18 protein-coding genes are annotated in these 21,990 nt (G+C 52.1%); 5 read left to right on the top strand and 13 right to left on the bottom strand.

Going from position 1 to position 21,990, the window contains the following annotated elements; all coding sequences use genetic code 11:
* Position 1: 1 nt before the first annotated feature.
* The 3 genes from AB1L42_RS00395 to AB1L42_RS00385 are packed head-to-tail and all read left to right on the top strand — an operon-like array spanning position 2 to position 2,072.
* Complete coding sequence (locus AB1L42_RS00395; protein ID WP_367049981.1) at positions 2-847, top strand: MBL fold metallo-hydrolase; 846 nt, start codon at positions 2-4, stop codon at positions 845-847.
* A gap of 4 nt (positions 848-851) precedes the next feature.
* A complete protein-coding gene (locus AB1L42_RS00390; protein ID WP_367049979.1) occupies positions 852-1,562 on the top strand; it encodes a phosphoribosylanthranilate isomerase in 711 nt (236 codons plus the stop codon).
* A 9-nt stretch (positions 1,563-1,571) separates the two neighbouring features.
* Positions 1,572-2,072, top strand: a complete 501-nt coding sequence (locus AB1L42_RS00385; RefSeq protein WP_367049977.1) for a GNAT family N-acetyltransferase — start codon at positions 1,572-1,574, stop codon at positions 2,070-2,072.
* A gap of 54 nt (positions 2,073-2,126) precedes the next feature.
* Here the strand turns inward: AB1L42_RS00385 and AB1L42_RS00380 are convergent, their stop codons facing one another.
* The 8 genes from AB1L42_RS00380 to AB1L42_RS00345 form a co-directional block, all read right to left on the bottom strand.
* Positions 2,127-3,656 carry a sulfatase gene (locus AB1L42_RS00380; RefSeq protein WP_367049975.1) on the bottom strand — a complete coding sequence of 510 codons (1,530 nt, stop codon included), beginning with the start codon at positions 3,654-3,656 and terminating at the stop codon, positions 2,127-2,129.
* Between the two features lie 113 nt (positions 3,657-3,769).
* A complete protein-coding gene (locus tag AB1L42_RS00375; RefSeq protein ID WP_367049973.1) occupies positions 3,770-5,137 on the bottom strand; it encodes a sulfatase-like hydrolase/transferase in 1,368 nt (455 codons plus the stop codon).
* A 60-nt stretch (positions 5,138-5,197) separates the two neighbouring features.
* Complete coding sequence (locus AB1L42_RS00370; protein WP_367049971.1) at positions 5,198-6,658, bottom strand: sulfatase; 1,461 nt, start codon at positions 6,656-6,658, stop codon at positions 5,198-5,200.
* On the bottom strand, positions 6,655-8,124 hold the full coding sequence (locus AB1L42_RS00365; RefSeq protein WP_367051670.1) for a sulfatase: 1,470 nt from the start codon (positions 8,122-8,124) through the stop codon (positions 6,655-6,657). Before AB1L42_RS00365 ends, AB1L42_RS00370 begins: the two co-directional genes overlap by 4 nt.
* Positions 8,124-9,476: a sulfatase-like hydrolase/transferase gene (locus AB1L42_RS00360; protein ID WP_367049969.1), complete on the bottom strand. Its 1,353-nt coding sequence runs from the start codon at positions 9,474-9,476 to the stop codon at positions 8,124-8,126. Before AB1L42_RS00360 ends, AB1L42_RS00365 begins: the two co-directional genes overlap by 1 nt.
* Positions 9,473-10,885: a sulfatase-like hydrolase/transferase gene (locus tag AB1L42_RS00355; protein WP_367049967.1), complete on the bottom strand. Its 1,413-nt coding sequence runs from the start codon at positions 10,883-10,885 to the stop codon at positions 9,473-9,475. The genes AB1L42_RS00360 and AB1L42_RS00355 overlap by 4 nt, the downstream gene beginning before the upstream one ends.
* 92 nt (positions 10,886-10,977) lie before the next feature.
* Positions 10,978-12,519, bottom strand: coding sequence for a LamG-like jellyroll fold domain-containing protein (locus AB1L42_RS00350; protein ID WP_367049965.1), 1,542 nt, complete (start codon positions 12,517-12,519; stop codon positions 10,978-10,980).
* Positions 12,519-13,043: a sigma-70 family RNA polymerase sigma factor gene (locus AB1L42_RS00345; RefSeq protein ID WP_367049963.1), complete on the bottom strand. Its 525-nt coding sequence runs from the start codon at positions 13,041-13,043 to the stop codon at positions 12,519-12,521. Before AB1L42_RS00345 ends, AB1L42_RS00350 begins: the two co-directional genes overlap by 1 nt.
* Positions 13,044-13,407: 364 nt before the next feature.
* Here AB1L42_RS00345 and AB1L42_RS00340 point away from each other — a divergent pair, with 364 nt between their 5' ends.
* Together AB1L42_RS00340 and AB1L42_RS00335 are read left to right on the top strand one after the other, a co-directional pair.
* Complete coding sequence (locus tag AB1L42_RS00340) at positions 13,408-14,007, top strand: sigma-70 family RNA polymerase sigma factor (protein ID WP_367049961.1); 600 nt, start codon at positions 13,408-13,410, stop codon at positions 14,005-14,007.
* Positions 14,004-15,857 (top strand): protein kinase, encoded by a 1,854-nt coding sequence (locus AB1L42_RS00335; protein ID WP_367049959.1) that lies wholly within the window; start codon positions 14,004-14,006, stop codon positions 15,855-15,857. Before AB1L42_RS00340 ends, AB1L42_RS00335 begins: the two co-directional genes overlap by 4 nt.
* 132 nt (positions 15,858-15,989) lie before the next feature.
* Here the strand turns inward: AB1L42_RS00335 and AB1L42_RS00330 are convergent, their stop codons facing one another.
* From AB1L42_RS00330 to AB1L42_RS00310, 5 genes are all read right to left on the bottom strand, one after another.
* Positions 15,990-16,472: a TIGR03067 domain-containing protein gene (locus tag AB1L42_RS00330; RefSeq protein WP_367049957.1), complete on the bottom strand. Its 483-nt coding sequence runs from the start codon at positions 16,470-16,472 to the stop codon at positions 15,990-15,992.
* A gap of 37 nt (positions 16,473-16,509) precedes the next feature.
* Positions 16,510-17,265 (bottom strand): glucose 1-dehydrogenase, encoded by a 756-nt coding sequence (locus AB1L42_RS00325; RefSeq protein ID WP_367049955.1) that lies wholly within the window; start codon positions 17,263-17,265, stop codon positions 16,510-16,512.
* 86 nt (positions 17,266-17,351) lie between these two features.
* A complete protein-coding gene (locus tag AB1L42_RS00320) occupies positions 17,352-17,678 on the bottom strand; it encodes a nuclear transport factor 2 family protein (protein ID WP_367049953.1) in 327 nt (108 codons plus the stop codon).
* A 192-nt stretch (positions 17,679-17,870) separates the two neighbouring features.
* Complete coding sequence (locus AB1L42_RS00315; protein ID WP_367049951.1) at positions 17,871-18,755, bottom strand: sigma-70 family RNA polymerase sigma factor; 885 nt, start codon at positions 18,753-18,755, stop codon at positions 17,871-17,873.
* 255 nt (positions 18,756-19,010) lie between these two features.
* On the bottom strand, positions 19,011-21,902 hold the full coding sequence (locus AB1L42_RS00310) for a PQQ-binding-like beta-propeller repeat protein (RefSeq protein WP_367049949.1): 2,892 nt from the start codon (positions 21,900-21,902) through the stop codon (positions 19,011-19,013).
* Between the last annotated feature and the right edge of the window lie 88 nt (positions 21,903-21,990).

Genomic DNA, 21,990 nt, shown 5'->3' with positions numbered 1-21,990 from the left:
CATGCAGATTACACAAATCAGAAACGCTACCATCCTGCTTGAACTCGGCGAGCATCGAATTCTAATCGACCCGATGTTTTCAAGTGCTGGCGTGCTTCCGGGTTTTCGACTTTTTCGTGGAGAGCGGCGGAAGAATCCGTTGACTGAGTTGCCGGCTGGCAGTGAGCAATTGATGGAGACAGCGACTGAGGTGCTGATTACTCATGAGCATCCAGATCATATTGACCCACCAGCGATCGATTGGATAAAAGCTCGTGGCCTCAAAGTCTGGTGCAGTAGCATCGATGCCTCGAATCTCCGACGTAAGGGTTTGAATGCTCAGAACATCGTTGAGGATGCTGGTGACCTGTCCGTCGAAGTGATCCCTGCGACGCACGGACATGGAATGATCGGTTGGCTGATGGGGCCCGTCGCTGGCTACTTCTTATCACTTCCCGATGAACCGACCATCTATATCACAGGGGATACAGTTCTGACAGACCGAGTGAAACATGCGATCGCTCGCTTGAAGCCACAAGTCATCGTCGCTCCAGCTGGGACCGCCAATTTTGGGGTCGGGAAAGACCTTATGTTCAGCAAGCGAGAGTTGATCGAGTTGGTCGGCCTCGCTCCGGGAAAGGTTGTTTTCAACCACCTTGAATCGATCGATCACTGCCTCATGACTCGTGCGAATCTGTCGCAGATTATGGAGAAAAACGGATACTCTGAAAAAGTTCTTGTTCCAGCGGATGGCGAAAAACTGCACTTCTCCAACGATGATCGCGATTCTCGCGTCGCTCCCGCACAGCCGGTAGATTCCAAACCGGGAGTCCAAAAGTGGCTCACCGCAAAATTTTCCGGAACGTAGGCACATGAACGGAGCATCGCGTTTACAACCTGACGTGAAACAGCCCTTTCGTACGAGGCTGAAGGTCTGCTGCATTTCATCGATCGAAGAGGCACGCCTGGCGGCTGAATGCGGAGCGGACGCCCTCGGACTTGTCGCAGCAATGCCAAGTGGTCCGGGACCAATTCCCGACGAACTGATCGCCGCGATTGCTCCCACTGTTCCACCTGGGGTCGCGACGTTTCTGCTAACGCAGGAAAGGACGGCCGACGCAATCATCGATCACGTTCGAAGAACCGGAGTAAACACCGTTCAGATCGTCAATGACGATATTGATTTCGCAATCTACGAGCCAATTCGTGTGTCGCTGCCGAACGTTCGAATTGTTCAGGTGGTTCATGTGCGAGATTGGAAGTCACTCGACAGAGCTCTTGAATTCGCTCCCTTCGTCGACGCTTTACTTCTCGACTCCGGAGATCCTTTAGCTAAGATCCAGGAATTAGGAGGAACCGGGCGAGTTCACGACTGGGCCATTAGTCAGCAGATCGTTCAGCATTCTCCCAAACCAGTCTATCTAGCCGGTGGGGTACATCCCGGTAATGTCGCAACTGCCATCCAAGAAGTGCGCCCTTTTGGAATTGATCTCTGTAGCGGAGTTCGAACCAACAAGAAGCTTGACCGCGAAAAGTTGATGCGTCTCGTCGCTGCAATGCAGACAGTAGATAGCACGAAGTAAAGAGTTGTGATGGTCGATGTTCGAGAGTTCAACGAGTCCGACTGGAGCGCCGTCTGGAAGATTCTAGAGCCGATCTTTCAGGCCGGAAAGACGTATGTTTTCTCTCCTGAGATCACCGAGATGGAAGCTCATCAGGTGTGGATCGATGCTCCACGATCGACTTTTGTAGCTGTCGATGAAGCGGGCACAATTCTTGGCAGCTACTACCTCAAACCCAATCAGCCAGGTCTCGGCAATCACGTTTGCAACTGCGGCTATGTCGTCGGCGAGTCAGCGAGAGGTCGCGGTGTCGCCTCAGCGATGTGTGAACATTCACAAACCGAAGCCGTTGCTCGGGGATTTCGATCGATGCAATTCAATTTGGTCGTTTCAACGAACGAAGGGGCGATTTGGCTTTGGAAGAAGCTGGGATTTCAAGTCGTCGGCACCTTGCCCGGTGCGTTTCGACATTCAGAGCACGGATTCGTTGATGCCCACGTGATGTTTAAGCAGTTGACAGAATGTGAATAGCTGTAGCAGAGAAACTCCAATTCAGTCGAAGTCTTCAAACTTGCGATGCATGTATCACTTCTCGTCTTCTTCCAATGGTCTCCGGTCAGCGAATGGACCCCATTGAAGCCGTTTTTCGTACTCCTTTGAGTTCTGATACGCTGTCGCGTCATAGTTCGGATTGAGTTTCGGAATTCGAGCTCCGACACGCTCGAAGTAGTCCATCATCTCGGAAAACATCTTGCTGTGTTCGTCGGGGTGAGTCCCGGAGATGTTGTGAACTTCACCCATGTCTTCTGCAAGATCGAACAGCATCGGAACATCCGGTTTTTCGTAGAAATGCAACAGCTTTCGGGTCCCGGAAACGACTGCCGAATGCGGCATGCTCGATCGGTAGTGAGGGTAATGGAAATAGAGATTCCGCTGCAGGAAGTCTACCGTAGCTGGCTCACCGGTCATGTAACGGGCGAGACTGATTCCGTCGATGTTCTTCAAACTGGATGGATCACCACCAGCCCAGTCCACGAAAGTCGGCAGGAAGTCGTAGTTAACGACGTTGCCCGTAAAGACTGACTCTGCCTTGATCCCAGGGCCACGGACGATCATCGGGACGCGGATTCCGCCTTGCCAGACCCACCATTTGGCAGAGTGGTGCGGTTGAGTGAGGCCTTCTGTCAGCAGCAATTCATCGTGGCGATAACCATTGTCAGAGACCAAGACGACATAGGTGTTGTCCTCAATTCCCAACTCTCGAATTCGATCGAGGACGGCTCCAATGCGTCCGTCGAGATCTTCCGCCATGCCCAGCCAGATTGCTGGATCTTCTTTGCGTTTCACCGTCTCAGCAGTCTTGCCAATTTTTTGATAATAAGCCTGGACAAGCGGATGCTGGGTATACTTCTCTCGCGTCGCTGGCAGACACTCGCGACCTTCGTGCATCGCGTAGTGAGAAATCTGCAAGTAAAACGGCTGACTTGCATTCGCCTGTTCGTTCATGAATGAGAGAGCTCGCTCTGTCACACTGAACATCAGCTTGGGATCAGTCAGATCGTCTGGCAGACGTTGTTTTTCATCGTCTGAGAGCGTGTTGCCGGGATTATTGCTCGTGTCCCCATCATGCACGACATAACCTTCGTCACCGGGATCACCGCGCATGTGCCATTTTCCAATGTGTGCGCTGACATAGCCAAGTGGCTTTAGTGCCTCCGGAATCGTGACAGCATCTTTGTCGATCGTCATATCCGAGACACATGGGATCACAGGAAAATCGGGGTAGCCTTTCTCATCGAAATAGTCCTGTCCCCGGTCGTTCATGAAAACGGTGTATCCGTTTCGCGGCGAGGATTGACCGGTCTGAACGCAGACTCGAGACGGAGAACACTGGGGTGACGCGTACGCATTTGTGAATTTCATCCCCTCGCGAGCCAGTCGCTCAACGTTTGGCATTTGCACAACGGGCATGCGAGAATTTGGCATCGAATCGTTCATCTCAACTGGCGAACCGTTCCACGCCCAGTCGTCAATAAACAGAAGAACGATATTCGGCTTTTCAGCAGCTTCAATGGTGCCACTCAACATCCATGTAACCATCAGAAGCAGTCGCATGAGAACTGTTCTGCCGAAGAGAAAGCCAAAGTGACTGGGAGTGCGATGCATTAACTAAACTTTCTTGGGCTGTCAAAATCTCTGAAGTTGCGGCATTGCAACTTGACTTACTGCTACATTTTGGAAGGCTGTTTCTTCTTTCCGCCAGAAGATGCTTTTTCGTCGTATTGTGCTTCAATGGCCATGAAGTCGTCGAGAATCGCTTGCAAGCGATTACGATCGGCTTCGTGTGCTGCGTCTGTGGTGATGGTTTCGCTGTAGCGTGAAGCGTCCGACGTGATCGGGATGTCGTACAGGTTTCCGTCTTGATTGAGTCGGAAGCGTTCTTCGCGAACAAAGTAGCCTCGGCCGTAGTTGATCAGTACTCGCTCTCGATCTGTGCCTTCGCCTCCCATGATCAGATGGGAAAGGTCCATGCCATCGACTTCGCGGTCCAACTCGATCCCGGCGATTGATTGAATCGTCGGGAGAACATCGACGAGGCAGAAGAATTCGTCCCGAACGCCCGGCTTCACTTTAGCGGGCCACCAAGCGAGCAAAGGAACTCGACTGCCAGCTTCCGTCATCGAGCCTTTGCCACCTTTGATGTCTAAGTCTGGCAGCTTGCTTGTGATGCTCTTATGTGTTCCATTGTCTCCTGTGAACAGCACCAAGGTGTTCTCTTCAAGGTTGTGCTCTTTGAGTTTGGAAAGGATGTCACCAACCACTTGATCCATGTAGGTGATCATGTGGCCAAAGGCTCGAGTTTGTTTGTCGAGGTCGTCGGTGAATTTTGATTCGGACCGTTCTTTCAGAGCGGGTGGGTTAATAAACGGAGAGTGGACCAGGGCCATCGGGAAGTAGAAAAAGAATGGCTCATCTTTCTTTCGATCGATGAAATCAAGAACGAATTCACGATAGTCGTCGGGGCCGAAGTCTTCAGGAGCACCATTGATAATCGTGTCTTCGCGGTAAATTTGCGGACCGTAGTATCGACTCGCTTTCTTCCCCTCATAAATCCAAGTCCACATACAGTACTCGTCAAAGCCGTGTTGGACGGGCTGCTGTGGGTATTCGTCGAACTTGCCCAGCTGCCATTTGCCTGCAATGGCTGTTGCGTAGCCAGCATCACGGAAATCATGAGCAAAAGTCCTGATGTCCGGAACGAGTCGAATGCCTTTGCCTTTTCCGATCAGGCTGCGATAGCCGGTTCGGTTGGGATACAGGCCGCTCATGATCATGACGCGAGTCGGAGTACAGAGTGGCGTCGCGTACGCATTGTTGAAGCGAACTCCTTCCGCCGCCATCTGGTCCAGGTGCGGAGTCGTGTAAATCGTGCTGCCATAGCAGGCCAAACCCTCAGCTCCGATGTCATCCGCCATGATGACGATCACGTTCGGTCGGTCAGCAGCGATCAAAGATCCTGTAAGAATTAAGAACGCAGCTGCCAACAATCCGGTTGAGTTACGAAGTCGGAATCTGAAGTCACGTTGCCACGTCATAGCTGAGTTCCTGATGCACTGATAAATACTGCGAACCGGATCAAACTGCGGAGGTGACGACTACCTGCTCTTCGTTCGCTCACGGTCCGCCTTACGGGGAGTTGAGTTGATGGCTCCAGCTTGACGACTCGGAAGCGGTTCGACAATCTCCTCCATGGACGGCAGCATGCTCGAAAGCTGAGTTTTGAGCGTGCTGAAGTTGGGGTTGTCAGTTTGGTTTGTCCACTCGTGAGGATCACTCGTCCGGTCATACAGTTCTGTTACCCCGTCCCAATATCGAATGAATCGAGCGGTCTCAGTGCGGACGGACATGTGACCATCATAAACTGTGATGGCCGGATGAATTCTCGGTGCCTGCACGTCTTTGAGTAACGGCAGCAGAGACTCTCCATCGAGATGGTTTGGTCGATCAATTCCCAGCAAGTCGACGAGTGTCGGGTAGATGTCGAGGAGAGAAACTGGTCGTGTGCAGATTTGATTCGTTTCAGTCACGCCCGGCACGCGCCACATCATCACGCTGTCCGTTGCTTCTTCCCACAACGTTGCCTTCGTCCAGTTCTGTTTCTCGCCGAGGTGAAATCCATGGTCGCTGATCAAAACGACAATGGTGTTCTCGTGGTGCGGACTTTCGTCGAGTGCCTTCAGAACGCGTCCCATGTGAGCGTCGGAGAATGAGACACTCGCCAGATATCCACGGATTGCTTCTTTGACTTGCCTGGTCTCTTTGATTTGTTTGTCCCAACCGAGATTCACAAATTGCTGGCCAAAATCCGGAATGTCGTTGAGATCATCGGCCTGAATTGGTGGAAGTTCGATCGCGTCGAGGGGATACATGTCGAGGTACTTCTGCGGGACGTACCATGGATAGTGCGGATGAAAAAGACCACACGCGATGAAGAATGGTTTGTCGTGTTGGCGACTTAAAGCTTCGATCGCGGCATCGGCCAGTCGCTTATCACTCATTTCATCTTCGTCGAGGTGAGTCGCCCCCCAGTCGCGTTCTGTAAGTTTGCCGCCAGCGTTGAGGGCAATTCCATTCAGCGGAGCTCCCGGCGGAGCTGGGGTCCGCTTGTGATTCATTGAAGCGTCATACTTTACTCCGGTGTCGTATCCGTGAGTCACCTTGCCGAACGATCCGATCCAGTAGTCCTGATCTTGAAAAGTCTTGAACAGCGAAGGGACATCTTTCAACACTTCACTGTCATCAACTTTGACTCCATTTCGAGAAACGCCAGACTTCCATGGCGCGACACCAGAAAGAAACGCAGTTCTCGAGGGTGTACAGACCGGGCTGGCGGTGTATGCGTTGTGAAACAGCACGCCTTCGCTGGCGAGTTGTTGGATGTTTGGAGCGACAACTTTTCCGGAGTACCGCGTTGGGTCTTCCAAAAGCCATGTATTGAGGTCGTCGACAATCAGCAACAAGACATTCATGGACCGATTGTTATCCAAATCCGCAGCCTTAGCTGTGGAGACTACCGGCGCAACTGTTAGTAACAGCAGTGGCAACATACATCTCATTGGTCCATTTCCTTCCGATCAACGTTACGCGCAACTCCTGCAGGTCTGAGGTGATTGCGAAGTTCGTCTTCAAAAATATTCAACTGTGACTTCAATCTTGCAGCCACATCAGGGTGAGTGCTCAAAAGATTGTTTTGCTCGCCGATATCGTTCTGGAGGTTGTAGAGCGTCTCAACTGTGATCTTCTTTGCCTTCTCGCTGTTCGCATCCGACCGCTTCGAGCTCTTTGCCTTCGGATCTTTTTCGATGGCAATTCGGTATTTCCAGTTCCCGACGCGGATACCCTGTATTCCTCGGCCTCGCAGGTAGTAAATCGCATCATGTGGAGGCTTCGCACTCGGCTCTCCAGCGAGCAGCGGTCCGATGTCTTTCCCGTCGATGATGCGGTCGTTAGGAACCTCACCGCCAGCCAGTTTTGTCAGAGTTGGCAGCAAATCCATGGCAGTGATTGGTTCGTCGGATTCAGTGCCTTCTGGAATTGTTCCAGGCCAGCGAGCGACGAACGGAACGCGAACTCCTCCTTCGAGAGTCGATCCTTTTACACCTTTCAATGGCCCTGCACTACCGCCTTTGCTGACGTTGGGACCATTGTCAGAAGTGAAAATGACCAGCGTATTGTGATCGATTCCGAGTTCTTTGAGGGTTCTCAGAATCTCCCCAGTGCTCCAGTCGAGTTCCTGAATTGTGTCGCCATAGATTCCGCGATCGCTGCTGCCGATAAATTTCTCCGATGCATGCAGAGGAATATGTGGCATATTGTGAGCCACATAAACGAAAAAGGGTTGGTCTCTCTTCTCAGTGATGAAGCGGACGGCCTCTTGCGTGTACCGTTGAGTGAATTGTGTCTGGTCAGCAGGAACTTCGATGACGACGTTGTTACGAACGAGCGGGCATGCGGCCGTTTCTCTTTGAAAAATGCCATCGCGAGTGTAACCCTCTCGGAAGATGCAGCCCTCTGCGTACTCTTTAAGTCTTGGGTAGTAAAACTGGCTGTTGGATGACGGTGTTCCAAACCAATAATCAAAGCCATGGTTCAATGGCTGAAACATCTCCTCATTGCCGAGGTGCCATTTTCCGATGATTGCCGTCGCATACCTCTGCTCTATCAACAGCTCCGGAAGCGTAATCTCTTCTGGGTTTAAGCCATGGTTGTTGCGCGGAAACAGAACTCCGCCGATCCCGATGCGTGTCGAATGGCTGCCAGTCATCAGCGACGCACGCGTCGGCGAACAGACTGGGGAGACATAAAAGCTATTGAATTTCGCTCCCTCAACGGCCATTCGATCGATATTCGGAGTTGCAATGTCGTCAGCCCCGTAGCACGAGATGTCGCCGTAACCCAAGTCGTCAGCCAAGATGACGATGAAGTTAGGCTTTCGATCTTCCGGAGTTGCTGCACATGTCTCGAACGTCGAAATGGGAGCAAGAAGTACCCAGATCAATGTGAGAAGCATGATTTGTTTCATCATTCCGATGTCTTTTCGTACTGTGTTGGAAGCTCATCGACCCATGATCGCAACTGTTTTCGGAGTTGGGCAACAACTTGCGGGTGATCGGCAGCTACGTTCTTGCTTTCACTCGGATCAGACGCGAGATCGTAAAGCTCGACCCCATTGTCGCGCCTGCGATTCAAGTGCAATTTCCAGTCACCATCGCGGATTGCTGGAGCGCTCCCGGTGCTGCTTGTCTTCCACATCAGTGGTTTGTTGCGCTGTCCGGCCGTTCCGAAGAAGACTTCCGAGATGTCTTCACCGTCTAATTGCTCGGGCAATTCATTGATCCCTGCAATCGAGCAAAGAGTTGGCATCCAGTCGATGAATGAGCAAACGCTTGATGTATCAACTCGACCCGCTTTGACTTTGCCTGGCCAGCGAATGATGAAGGGGACTCGCGTGCCTCCTTCGTACTGCTCGTGCTTTCCCCCGCGAAATTCTCCCGCGTAGCCGAGCATGTTGTTCGAGAACTCTCTCGCACCTTTCTTGCCGAGAATCACAGGTGCTGGTCCGTGATCGCTGGAAAACACGACAATGGTGTTTTCCTTGAGTCCCAGTTCGTCGATCGTTTTCAGTATACGACCGACGTTTAAGTCGATTTGATAAACATCGCCAAGGTATTGCTGCATCGACTCATCTAAATCGCCGCCGATTTCCAGGCACTCATCGAATTTGTGCTGCATGGTCGGAGCAAAGTCTCTCCGGTCAACACGGACGTCTTTGAATCCGGCGACCAGGTTCTCTGGGGTATTGACGGGAAAGTGCGTCGCGTGACCCCAAACGTTGACGTAAAAAGGACCGTCCTTGTTCTCCTTCATGAAATCGATCGCTGCCGAGTACAAGTCGTCATCACGACCTGCGGTTTTGTCGCGACTCTTGCCGATGGTTTTGATCGTGTCGATGCCGTAAGTGCCATCACGGTCATCTGGTCCGATGTGCCATTTGCCGAAGTGACCGGTTTTATAGCCTCTTTGTTTGAGCAACTCGGTAATCGTCACTCGGCCTTCGAATCCGTAATCCGCGGAGTATTTCTCGAACCGGGCAGGAAATAACCCTGTCATGAGTCCAGTTCGACTGGGATTACATGTCACGCCTGTCACATTGAACTGAGTGAACCGCGTTCCTTCTGCCGCGAGTGCGTCGAGCGAAGGTGTTCGAGCGTACGGATGTCCATAACATCCGAGGTCACCGTAGCCGAGATCATCTGCAAACAGAAAGACAATATTTGGTGGTTGATCAGCAGCTTGCAGGCTCGTTGCTAGCCCAGCGAATAATAGGATCGCGAATAGCGATCCGGAAAACACTGATAGAGTGGTGTTCTTCATTCTTTATTTTCTCCCAATGGTGTCAGTCTCGACGATCGGCCATCAGTCCGTTGTTGATTTAGATGTTCAGCCAGTTGCTTGGCGATTTTCGGATGTTCATCGATGACGTTATTCTTCTCACTCGGATCGTCCTGCAGGTTGTAAAGCTGTGCGTGGAGTTCATCCTTTCGAGGGACGCGTTTGAGCGTCGGACTTGGCTGGCCTTCGACGTATTTCCATTGTCCACTACGGATGGCGAAGTTTCCGTTGGGGCTGTGAACGATCATTGACGGCCGCAACGGCTCAGTATGCGGCGTCCCGAGGATTGCAGGGAGCACGTTAAAGCTGTCTTCAGCGACAGCCTCGTTGGCTGGAATCGGTTGACCGATGATTGCGGAAAACGTGGCGTACATGTCGACGAGGCTGACGGTTTCATTACAGATCGATCCAGCCTGAACATGTCCTGGCCAGCGGACTAGAAACGGAACTCGGAAACCACCCTCGTAGATGCTGTGCTTGCGACCGCGCCAATCGCCGTTGCAATTGAGCCCGGCTCGGTAAGCTTCAGCTTCAGGGCGATCTCCTTCCGTCACTAGCACACCACCATTGTCGCTTGTGAAAATGACGAGCGTCTCTTCTGTAGCATTCATTTGCTCGATGGTGTCCAGAATTCGACCAATCGACATGTCCAACTCGTGAATCCAGTCTCCATAAAGACCGGTTCCACTCGAGCCCTGTGTTTCCTCTGAGGGTGTATACGGAAAATGGATGGCAACGGGTGCGAAATACAGGAAGAACGGCGTCTCCGGATTCTGTTCTCCCAGCCAGTTGACGGCGTCCGTGGTTAGTTCATCCATCACGTTCTCGTCGACTCGCTGGGGAGCGTCAATCCCCATGAAGTCCCGCCCATATGGCGACTCCCCCGCATCAATTGTCTGGTCCGATCGAAGTCCAACCACCTGTCGATTGCGGACATAAACACCTGAGGCATCACCATGGTTTTGAGGCACAGCGAAGTGGTAATCGAACCCCAAATCGAGTGGTCCTGGCGAGAGTTGTTTCGTGAAGTCAGCTTTCGTGATGCCATAACCGAGATGCCACTTACCGATAGCTGCGGTTCGATAACCGAACGACTTCAATAGCGACGCAATGGTCGAACGCGAAGTCTCAATGTGCAGCGGATCGGTGGTGTTGACCACGCCATGCTTCTGATTCGTTCTCCAGTCGTACCGCCCCGTCAGTAAACCGTAGCGCGTCGGAGAGCAAACCGACGACGGAGTATTGGCGTCAGTAAACCGTCTCCCCTGCTTGGCGAGTCTGTCGATGTTTGGAGTCCGAATGAGTGACTCATCCGCTCCGTAGCTGTTCAGGCTGCCGTGCCCAAGATCATCAGCGAGGATGATTACAATGTTCGGAAGGTCTGCTGCCATTGCTTGATTGGAGGCAATAGCCGAGCACAAGAGCAGCAGTGCGGCTAGTGGGGTGACCACGCGCCTTGAAAACATTCGGTTGAATCTCTTCGTCATGGTAACCTGGCAATCTCTTCTTGTGCGGTGCGATAAAGCGAAGCGACTTCGTCCGCGCTCAACGCTCGATCAAACAACGCCACTTCATCAATTCGGCCATTCCAAACGTCAGTCAAACTTGCGTCAGTTCCGAACCAAAGCGGATCTGATTCACTCACAGCCAATGCTTTAAAGGGAGTTGAGGCGACAAGTTTGCCCTCTTCGAAGAAGCTGACCGCCTCACCATCGACCGTCACAACGACGTGCCGCCACGATTTCAAATCCAACGATGAGTCGCCGGTGAGCGATATGAGATCGCCGTCTCTATCCTTGATGGTCGCTTGCAGCTTTCCGCTTTCGTCAAGACTCAGAGAAAAGTTTCCGCGTTCATCGTTCAAGTTCGTGGCAACCGTTCCGATGTGTGATGCCTCTTCGAGATAAACAAACACCGTCAACGAGAATTGCTCCGTGTTCCATGCTGGTGGCGAATCGACACGTCCTCCGCGGCCGGTTGAATCAGCACCGACACGCAGCGAACCTCCCACGAATACACCCTTCGCATGCGGCGGACGTTTCCCATCGCCGGTTAACACCACTCCAGAATACTCGAGCGGTTCAGAGACCAATCCTCGGTCTCGAATGGGCATTCGATAGAAGGCCAAAGGCGACAGTCGCTTAATTGCTCGAGCGTAATTCAAACTCGGCTCATCGAAATTGCGAATGAACCGGTCGGTCGCGAGAGAGATGTCTTCAGGCTCAGATGCATCGTCGGAAATGCGAAGAGCCTGAGACGCTTTCAGGTCCACCGACTTTGAGGAATCGCGCTGATTCGACATTCCCGGGTGGACTCGAACAAGCCCATCAAACACGTGGACTTCGCTCGCTCCACTCTCGACATCAACCGAAAATTCAGTGCCGTAGTCGACGACCTCCGCCTCAGGAGTCTCTACGGTGAAGCCAATTCCTTCGGGGGGCACTCGGGCTGAAAGTCGACCTCGGTGAAGCACGACTCGCTTGTCGTTGACGGCATCGAAACTGGCAGGAGCCTCAACATAGACCATGACTCCTCCGCCAAACTGCAGATTCAAGAGTCCTTTCTGCAATTCGTAACCACCCACTGGTAAGCTTGAGTCAGTCCATAGCTGGCCATCCTTTGTGAGCACTCCGCTCACATTGCTGATCACCAAAGCTGTCGGGTGTTGAGTCGGAATCGGATTGTTGCGCCCAGCGAGTTGCAAGAATGCGATGAAGAGACAAGCTGCTGTTGCGAATCCAGTCACCGTCAGCAGAAGCCCCTTCGACGTTCGGACCTTTTGCATGTGACGAGTTTTCTGCGGCGAGTTCGACTCTTTCAACGAGTTGACAGTCCCCTCATTCAGGGCATTCGTTTCAATGTGTTTGCGTTGTAGAGAACGGCGTAAGTCCGCGTGAAGTTCGGTACGAAGTGCATACCGCTCAAGGTTCTCCGGGACTTGCAGCCACAGTTGAAATTCCTCCACTTCTGAGTTGGAAGCACTCCCGTCAAGAATTCGATCAATGAACTCATCGCTGACGTACATCACGAATTCTCCATCGCGAGACGGCGTTGGATGCAATTCGCAAGAACCGTGCGAACTCGTGAAAGCAGGACACGCACCGAGCGACTGGTTGAACCGGTCTCGTGAGCCATTTCGGCAGCGGATAGATCTTCGACATACTTTAAATCCAGCAGTCGACGCGACTTCGCAGGCAATTCATTGAGACAGGCTTCCAATGCTTTCCGTCGGTGACTTCGACCGTCAGCCTGTTTCGCGATCGTGTCCGCGAGTTGGCTGAGGAGATCGTCCGAGAAGACAATCTGCGTCCGGTTTTGAGTTCGGTAGAAATCAATCACACGGGACTTGGCAATCCATAGAGCCCACGCGACGAAGGGACGAGTTGCATCATATTCGTCGAACCGGCGTGCCAGTTCCTGAGCGATCCGCTGAACGACGTCTTCGGCATCATGAAATCCGGAAATGGATGCAAACACGTAGGCCGAAATCGAAGGCTCGGCACTCAACCAGCAACGTGTGAATTCAGCGCGTTTCTGAGTCTCATCCATTCGCAGCGTTCATCGCTAAAGATCGGGGGGATGTCTGTATGCCGACGGCGAATTGCGATCGTTAACAGCAATCCAGAGAAAATATCAATTCTATTCGATTTGAAAGGATGGAACGATCAGCTTCGGAGTGAGAACGGAGTTGAACCTTGATCAACGAAGTGTGCGAAGCAAACGGGCTCGAATTCAGTTCGTGTTTGCTTTGTAATGGAGATTGCGATCAATAAAGTCCACAAGCCGAACTGAACGAATGGCCACTCGGTTTCTCGCTGAGAATCTTTCGGTTTTCGTGTAAGGATTCTGAAACCGCGTGTTTAACAGCTGACAGGTAAAACTCAGATTTCCCCAAGAGGAGTTGAAGCGTCGTATGGCACCGCTTTCCGAAACACGCGAGAGCCTGATCATTCAGGTGAAAAACCCCGAGAACCGGGTCGCGTGGGAAGAGTTTGTTTCCATTTACCGGCCGGTGATTGTGCGTACTGCTGTCGCTCGCGGAATGCAGCTGGCAGATGCTCAGGATCTGGCACAACAAGTTCTTTTGGCGGTGGCATCTGCCATTAGTCGTTGGGAGAAGCGAGACAAGACAACTCGATTTCGCCATTGGCTGAGCAAAATTACTCGCAATGCGATCGTCAATGCACTCTCGCGAGGCCCCAAAGACCGAGCTGCCGGAGGGTCTTCAATTCAGGAATTGTTGGCTCAATACCAGCAGCCCGATGTGGAAACGGTGTCGCTGATCGATTGGGAGTATCGTCGAGAGCTTTACCTGCAAGCTGCGAGGATCGTTCAGAAGGATGTCCAGAACGAAACCTGGCAGGCGTTTGAACTCACGGTCATCGACGGAATGAGCAATCAGGAAGCTGCCGAAGTTCTGGGAAAGTCCTTAGGAACCATCTACACAGCCCGTTGTCGCATCATGCAGCGACTGCGTGACGAGATCGCCGAAATGGAGGCATCTGAACAATGAATCAGCAACTTTGTGACCCCAATCGACTCTCCTCATTTTTGGAAGGAGAGCTAAGTGCTGAAGATGAGCGGAAATTGACCGCGCATCTCGATGAATGCGAGACCTGCGGGACTGCACTTGAATATCAAGTCGCGGAAGCATCTGTCTGGAGTGAGGCGAGTGCCTTTCTCAGTGATCAAAAGTCTCAGGACCAGAATGTTGACTTCTCTGTAACGAACTCGTGTGAGTCACAAATCACGCTCGTGCTGTCCCAGCTTTCTCCGACCGACGATCCGAGTTCGCTCGGACGGATCGGTGGATATGAAGTGACCGGAGTCATCGGAAGTGGTGGAATGGGCGTAGTCCTGAAGGCTCGCGATCCTTCCCTCGATCGTATTGTCGCTGTGAAAGTTATGGCTCCGCACCTGGCGGCGAGTGGTTCAGCCCGCCAGCGTTTTGCTCGCGAGGGAAAAGCTGCTGCGGCGGTGTTGCATCCGAATGTCATCGCCATTCACGGCGTCTCCAACGAAGACGAACTACCGTACCTAGTGATGCCCTATGTCCGAGGCAAATCTCTACAGAGACGAATCGACATTGATGGTCCGTTACCGCTCGTCGATATCCTTCGAATCGGCGCCCAAGTCGCAGCAGGACTAGCAGCTGCCCACGAACAGGGGCTCGTACATCGAGACATTAAGCCTGCCAACATTCTTCTGGAAAACGGTGTCGAGCGTGTCACGATCACCGACTTCGGTTTGGCTCGCGCGGTGGATGATGCGTCCATGACCCGCAGCGGAGTCATCGCTGGGACACCGCAATATATGTCTCCGGAACAAGCCCGTGGCGAACCGATCGATGAACGCAGCGATTTGTTCTCACTCGGTAGTTTGATGTATGCGATGTGTACCGGTCGCTCTCCGTTCCGAGCTGAAACAAGCTTCGGAGTTGTCCATCGAATTGTGAATGATTCGCCACGTCCGATTACCGAGATCAACCCGGAAGTTCCCCTTTGGCTGGAAGGACTTGTGATGAAGCTCCTATCTAAACGCGCCGACGATCGCTTTACTTCGGCAGAGGAAGTCTCCGATTTACTGGAAGGATGTCTTTCGCACACACAGCTTCCAGGCACGACTCAGCTGCCGGTTCGCGTCCACGAATTTGCCTCGAAGCCATCACGGAAGCCCCAATGGAACAAGTGGGCGACACTAGGCTTCTGTTTGTCGATGGCATTCCTGGCAGGTGTGCTGCTTCTAATGAAGACCAACAATGGAACGTTGCAGCTTGAAACCAACGCTGATGCCGAAGTTCCCGTAACTATTCGACAAGGCGAGAAGGTTGTTGACCAGCTGATGGTCTCCCGAGAAGGGACTAAGATTCGGTTGGCGGCTGGGAACTATATCATCGAAGTTGATGAAGAAGGCTCTCTCTTTACGATCGACGATAATAAGGTCACGCTGAAGCGAGGTGACACTTGGATTGCCAAAATCACAATGGGAGATTCACCTCTTCGTCCTGGTGGAACGACTGACAGGCGCTCGCCGTTCACCGACATCAGATTTGAAGAGGATGGAGAGATCATTGTCACGCTAGATGGCCAAAACTACGAATGGCTTTCGATAGACGGTGTCAAAGTCAGCGAATTGATCACAGCTTCGAAACGTTTTTATGGCGTTCAGTGGCACAAGAGAATCGCGGAAGACTTAATCGAACTTCTCATGAAGATGGGAAAACAACCGGGAGAGAGTGCAAACTTAAGTCTCCGTAATTCTGAGACTGGCAAAGTCGAAGACCTCAGGAATGTTCCGATGACTGAAGAGAACCGATCCCAGATCTATCGCAAACGTAACTTCAAAGACCAACTACCGAATTAAGACCGGTACGATTGAAAACCGTCTTCAGCGACTCCCGTCGGTGACCGTGATTTGTCTCACGAGAAGGCAGTCGCGGTCACGTTCGGGAATCACATGTGTTTTTACCTGCAAGCGATTCTTTGGACAAATCAGTTATGGGGCAGTCTTTATTCGTTGTAGTTCAATGACAACGTCGGCTGCCGGCAGCTTGAACTCACTGGGCCGAGGCTTGCCTGTCCACTGCTTCTCTTTCCAAGTGCCGACGACACAGCACACCGTCAACTTGTCCCCGTTAACTTTGTAGATTCCCAATGCATCGGCACCGGTCTCCGCTGATTCATACGATCTGTGATCCCAAATCTTCGGAGTGACTGACGCATCGAGGTCATACGTTCCAGCCCACAACTCCTGATTGTCTGCATCCAACGCTGCATAAGTTCCGTCTTTCCGAAAGACCAGACGTTTGGCATCTTTGGTGCTCTCCGGAGGTTGCACTTTGATGATCTCCCAAGTGCCATGAAAGGATTCAACCGACTGTTCAACGGATTTTGCTTGTTCATCGCACTTCATGGGATCATCAGCTCTTGCGTTGGAATTTGCAGTCATGAGTATGAGAATAAGCGGAATGAATTTCATGGATCTCTCCTTGAGTTGAGTGTTCGGAAGAGCAGGACTATCGTAGGCCGCCAGATGCAACGATGACCTCGCCGGTGAGCCAGGCTGCATCGTCAGATGCGAGAAAGGTGACGACTTTGGCGATGTCTTCAGGAGTTCCCATTCGTCCAAGTGGAGTCATGGAAACAAGCTGTCTTTCAATATCGCTACTGTTTCCGTAGAGCCCTGCTGTCTTAGTCCCTTCGCTAAGAGTTGCACCTGGATTGACCGAGTTGACCCGAATGTTACGGGGAGCCAGTTCTTTCGCTAGCACGCCCGTGATTGCATCAAGGCCCGCCTTGGTCGCCGAGTAGATTGCATATCCAACGGGGTGCGATCGTGAGGCACCGGAGCCGATGTTGATGATGCTTCCCCCGGTCGTTCCGAAGTATTTGAGCGACTCACGAATGACCAAAAGCGGACCCAGCACATTCGTGTTGAACTGCCGATGGAATTCCGTTTCCGTCATCGACTCAATAGGCTCATCTCGATAGACCCCGGCGTTGTTTACAACAATGTCGATTTCTCCGTAAGTGCGTATGGTCTGTCTCAACAATCGAACGACATCATCTGAATTGGACACGTTTCCTGCGACCGCAATTCCCTGTCCGCCAGCGGCTCGAATATCATCAATGACTGTTTCCGCACCTGCTTTGTCGGTCGCATAATTCACAACAATGGCTGTACCAGCAGCAGCGAGGTCTTTCGCAATGCCAGCACCAATCCCTTTCGATGCTCCAGTGACAATAGCGACTTTGCTTTTCAGATTGGCCATGTTTGACTCACTTCTACTCCTGGTCGATGTTGAACGTTTAGACAAGTAGGACTTAAGTTAGCTTGGGCAGTGCAAGTCTTCCTAAACTATGGACGAATCTTCAAAGAGGAGATTCGATCACCGTCAAACTCAAAAGCAAATCGCAGTACAGCCGTCCCTCCGGGGAAGTTTCCAGTCAACCGGCAGCTGACGATCGTTGTGTCACCCTGCTGTTCTGTCGTGAGTGGTTCGCACTCGTATTGGTATTTTGACGAGGCGGCATCTTTCCATTTCTTGATGGAATCGCGACCTTCATAGGTGTGGCCTTCGTCCGAAACGACGGCGTTGTCGGCAAAGCAATTCGCCACGGCGTCACTCCCGATTTTGTCAGCGTGAAAATAGGCAGCGACTGGAGTTGGAAGGTGAATTGTCATGTCTAACCTTTCAGAGATGGAGAGGAATGGATTTGCTTTTTCAATCTTTTTGACACAGTTAATGGTCGACTGTGACAGATCTCTCGCGAGTTTTTCACTTCTTAAAAAATCGCGCAATGGGAGACATTGAGAGTTAAAGAAATCGAGTCTGGTAGAGAGTGTGACTCGGATAGAAACGTGAATCGACCTAAATCAGTTGAGTCGCAATGACGTTCGGACATCGTCGCGTTGGAAGATCTGGCGCAACCACTGAATCTCGTCAGCGGGACGAAGAAAAGGATGTTCTCGATAGAGTGCTGCGTGCTGTCGCTCGACTATGTCGTCGATGTCGCGGATCGTCTCACCAGCTACGTCCCGAATGCGCTCGACATGCTCTGGTGCAAACATCAACTGAAGCGGGTCGATGTGACCATCCTGAATAAAGCCGCGAGTTTTCTTTGGACAGCGGCACGGATTGTTGGCGTTCACGAGACCGCATTGGTTGTTCATAAAGTTGTGGAGATCACGGCGGGCTCGCGAGAGGCATTGACGGAAGTTGTCAGGTGTCATCTCCAAGACTTCGCCACCAACAGTGTCGGTAGCACCGAGAATCTCGCCCAAGATGAAGATCAGTCGTTGCTTTCGATCGAGGCATAGCAGCATTCCGATCGTACAGCTGTTCTTGGCTTCCTCAATGAGAATCGGAAGCGCCACCGGAACTGAATTCGTATCGGGCAATTCGAGGTCCGGAGTGCTGTTGATCGCTGCTCCGTAATCAGCGAATGTCATTTCGTGAGCCTCGGCGCCCCTTCGCTTCATGTTGAGAACATGGTTGGTGGCGATGCGGTACAACCAGGTGCGAAACTGACTTTCGCCCTTAAAATTGCCGAGCTTGGTGATGACTTTGACGAGCACTTCCTGAGTTACCTCTTCAGCATCCTGGGGATGAAAAACCATCCTCACGGCGATGTTGTAAATCCATGCTTGATGGCGCAAGACCAGTGCTTCGAGTGCATCGCGATTGCCACTATTGGCTCGGCTGACAAGTTCGATGTCCGAAGCTTCGTCTGTCGCGACTTCGTGAAATGGATTTGGCATGACTCCAGAACTCCACTGTGATGAATTGGGGAGCGTATCTGAAGCTTGGACACTTCTGGCGAGAGAGTGTGACAAGTCCGGCCGAACAATTCTGAGAAAATTTCGGTTCGACTGCGAGATGTCAGCATATTTTGCATCGCGATCAGCGCACCGACAAGGCCAAACGGTTGGAAGTCAACTCCTGTAAAAGAGTTGTCACACCTGATGGTCGTTTGGAATCTGAAAACGAAATGAGCAGCTTGTGATGTCTACGAGTTATTCGTCTGCACCGATACAAAGCAGCTTGCCATCTTGTGTGGCCACGTAAATGCAACTTCCACCGAGCGCGAGTCCATCAAAGACCGGTTCAGCTGATAGTTCTAACTCGGACTTGATTTCGCCTGAGGCCAGGTCGATCAGTCGGACAAATCCGCCTCGTGTATCGTCGGCTCTGTCGAGTCCGCCAGCTGCGATCAGGTAATGATCCGTCATCGCGAGTGCAGTCAGCTGGTTGGGACGTTCAATTTCCAGTTCGTGCGTTGCTTCACCGACAATTTTGAGTACGTTCGATTCTGCATTGAAGCTGGCCGTTGTCGTCGGCGACCACGCAAGCAGTTGTCCGCTTGCACCCCGCGCGGACCAGGTCTGAATCTCTTTTCTCAATGCGAGATCGTGTTTCGTCCATGAAGCTTCCAGTAGACCAACTTTGCCACCCCGGAGGTGTGCCAACTCTTTGGACTGATTGTCCACCAGTTCCCCGGTGATGGAATCAAATCGGAGGTTCCCAAGACAGACGAGTTCTTCATCTTTGACAACATAGTCACAGACTCCGCGAAACTGTGATACGTCCACCTTTGACGACCAAATAGGACGCCCGTTAGTTGCGTTCATCGCATGAACAACGATTCCGCCATCTGCATCAGGTGCCCTGCCAGCTGCGGTGAAAATCGTGTTCGCTTCGAAGAGAACTGTTCCCGCGACCGGCCATGTCGATTCCACACTTCCGAATGCCACGATTCGTCGATCTGCTGGAGCAACTCGGGATTTCCAGAGAAGCTTTCCGCTCTCGGCTGAAAGACAGTAAACGTATCCATTGTGTGAACCGAAAATGCATCGGCCTTGCCGCACCGATGGAGGGGAATCAATTCTGCCGCTCGCAGTGAATTCCCAGCGAGTTTCGCCAGTCGTTCGGTCAAGTGAGAACAGCTTCCCTGCATCAACATCCGCGACGAAAACAGCCTCCTGAGAAAGCGTCGGAGCACTGAGCAAATTTCCTGCTCTCAGTCGCCAGGCCTGTGACGAAACTGAATTCTGCCATTCGGTCAGCGAGACAGACCACTGCTTGGCAAGTCTTTCACTGAGGTCGATTGAAGCATACGCGCTGCGTTCCCCATTGCCGCGGTAGACCGACCAGTCGCCATCCTCAGTGTTGGCAGCGTCAGTATTCAACTCGCCAAAGACTTCAAGACGCGCTTGTGAATCATCCGCTTTTTCCAATAGGTCATCCGAGTTGTTGGAATGCATGCCCATGAATCCGCGAATTGCTTCAGAGAAGCAGCCACAAGCATGCGGATGTGAATAGACGAGTCCGTTGGCCGGAACGAAACCCAGGCCACAGCCACCCCGTGTAAACTTGAACGGATGCTTCTCCCCGGTTTCGAAATCAATGAATGTCGCCTGACGAGGGATCATGATGTAACGGTCTGAAGCAATCAAAAGCTGACAACCCATTTTTGCAGGCGTGGCTGTGTTCGGCCACGGTCCGATCGTCTCGAGTTCGCGGCGAACCTCACCAGTCTGCGGATCGAGTCCAACCCAGAGGTTTTGCCCGCTGAACTCTCGCGGTGAATTTTGGGCGAGCATCCAGACAAGACCATTCTGAAAGAAATGCCCCACGAAGCGTTCGTCAACGTAGTCTTTTCCCGGACGTGCGTCCGTCGTCGATGACCAGAGATGTTGACCGTCTGAAGCTGAGTACATGTGTAAGTGACCGTGCGCCATCAACGAGACGTATTCATCCGTCACGAAATTGAGTTTAACTCGCGCAGATTGCACATTGGGCTGTGTGCTGACTCGCCACTCTGCAGAGCCGGACTGGGGATCAATACAGACCAACTCGTGTTGAAAACTTCCATCTGAGGACCGGCCCGAGACAACGACGATGGCGTTTTCATGAGTCAGGCGGAAATCCGAAATTGTTCCGTCTTCAAACCTCCACAGCTCTGCTTCAAGGTCGAAATTAAGTGCTTGAATGATATTCGAACCTTGAGCCAGGATGAGATTGTCAAGCACGAAGATCTGCTCGATCGGTTGTTGGACGTGACTTGCACCGATGAGGTCTCCGGTTTGAAGATCGAAAGCCAGAAGACTGGTCGGACCAGCAGCGAAGAGCCTTGTCGATGAAGCGGCCAAGCGTGGATTCGTCTCACCATTTCCTGTAACAAACGGCCCGTTCCAGGGACGCTGCCACTTGACGAGGCCATTGTAGGCATCTCTGGCAACGAGGTATTGATCCATCGTCTCTTGGCCAACATTCTCTAGGACGTTTTGTGTCACGTAGAAGTTGACGCCTCCGGCGGAGACAAGTGTTTGTGTGCTGGACTTTCGGCCTGCCATCGCGAAGAGTGGCCCTGAAACCCATTGAATTCCGCTTGGGATATCAATCTCACGATCTCGCGTGGTCAGACTTCCATCGCCGCCATGCCATTGGTGAGTCCACTCGTCAGTGTTCGGATTCTTTGGTTTGACAATTCGTTTGTTACCAATGAATGCGACTCCACCTGGAGCTAACACTCTTTCGATCTCACTTCGTCCGACGCTCTCTGCGTCATCGACGACAATCAAGTTCGCTAGATTTTCTGCATGAGGAAGATTTGCGTCCTTCCAACGTTCGACGATAACGCTCGCAGGTGGATTGCTCTGGTCAAGCTTGGATTGCAGGTTCTGTACGTCTTCGAGATTAGGGGAGAGGCAATGAATCAAGAGGTGTTCATTGTCGGCGAGCTGTTGAAGTTTCTCGGCGTCTTGTCCCAGATAGAGGCACAATCCCCTCGGAATCTTCGCTCCGTCAATGTCTTGTGCGCTGCTTGTGGCAATGCAAAGCACACTTGAGAGCAACGATACGACCAACAAGTTCCACGGAGACAGCGAACGACCTGCCAACTTCATCTCACTTCCTTTTCTCTGAACGATGAGTGTTCATCCGCAAGGCTAGGAGAGTTCGATTAAGAATTGATCAGAAAACGGCAAAGACTCA

Origin of the sequence: Thalassoglobus sp. JC818, assembly GCF_040717535.1 — a bacterium.
Taxonomy (GTDB): Bacteria; Planctomycetota; Planctomycetia; order Planctomycetales; family Planctomycetaceae; genus Thalassoglobus.
This window is presented reverse-complemented; position numbering and strand designations above follow the sequence as displayed.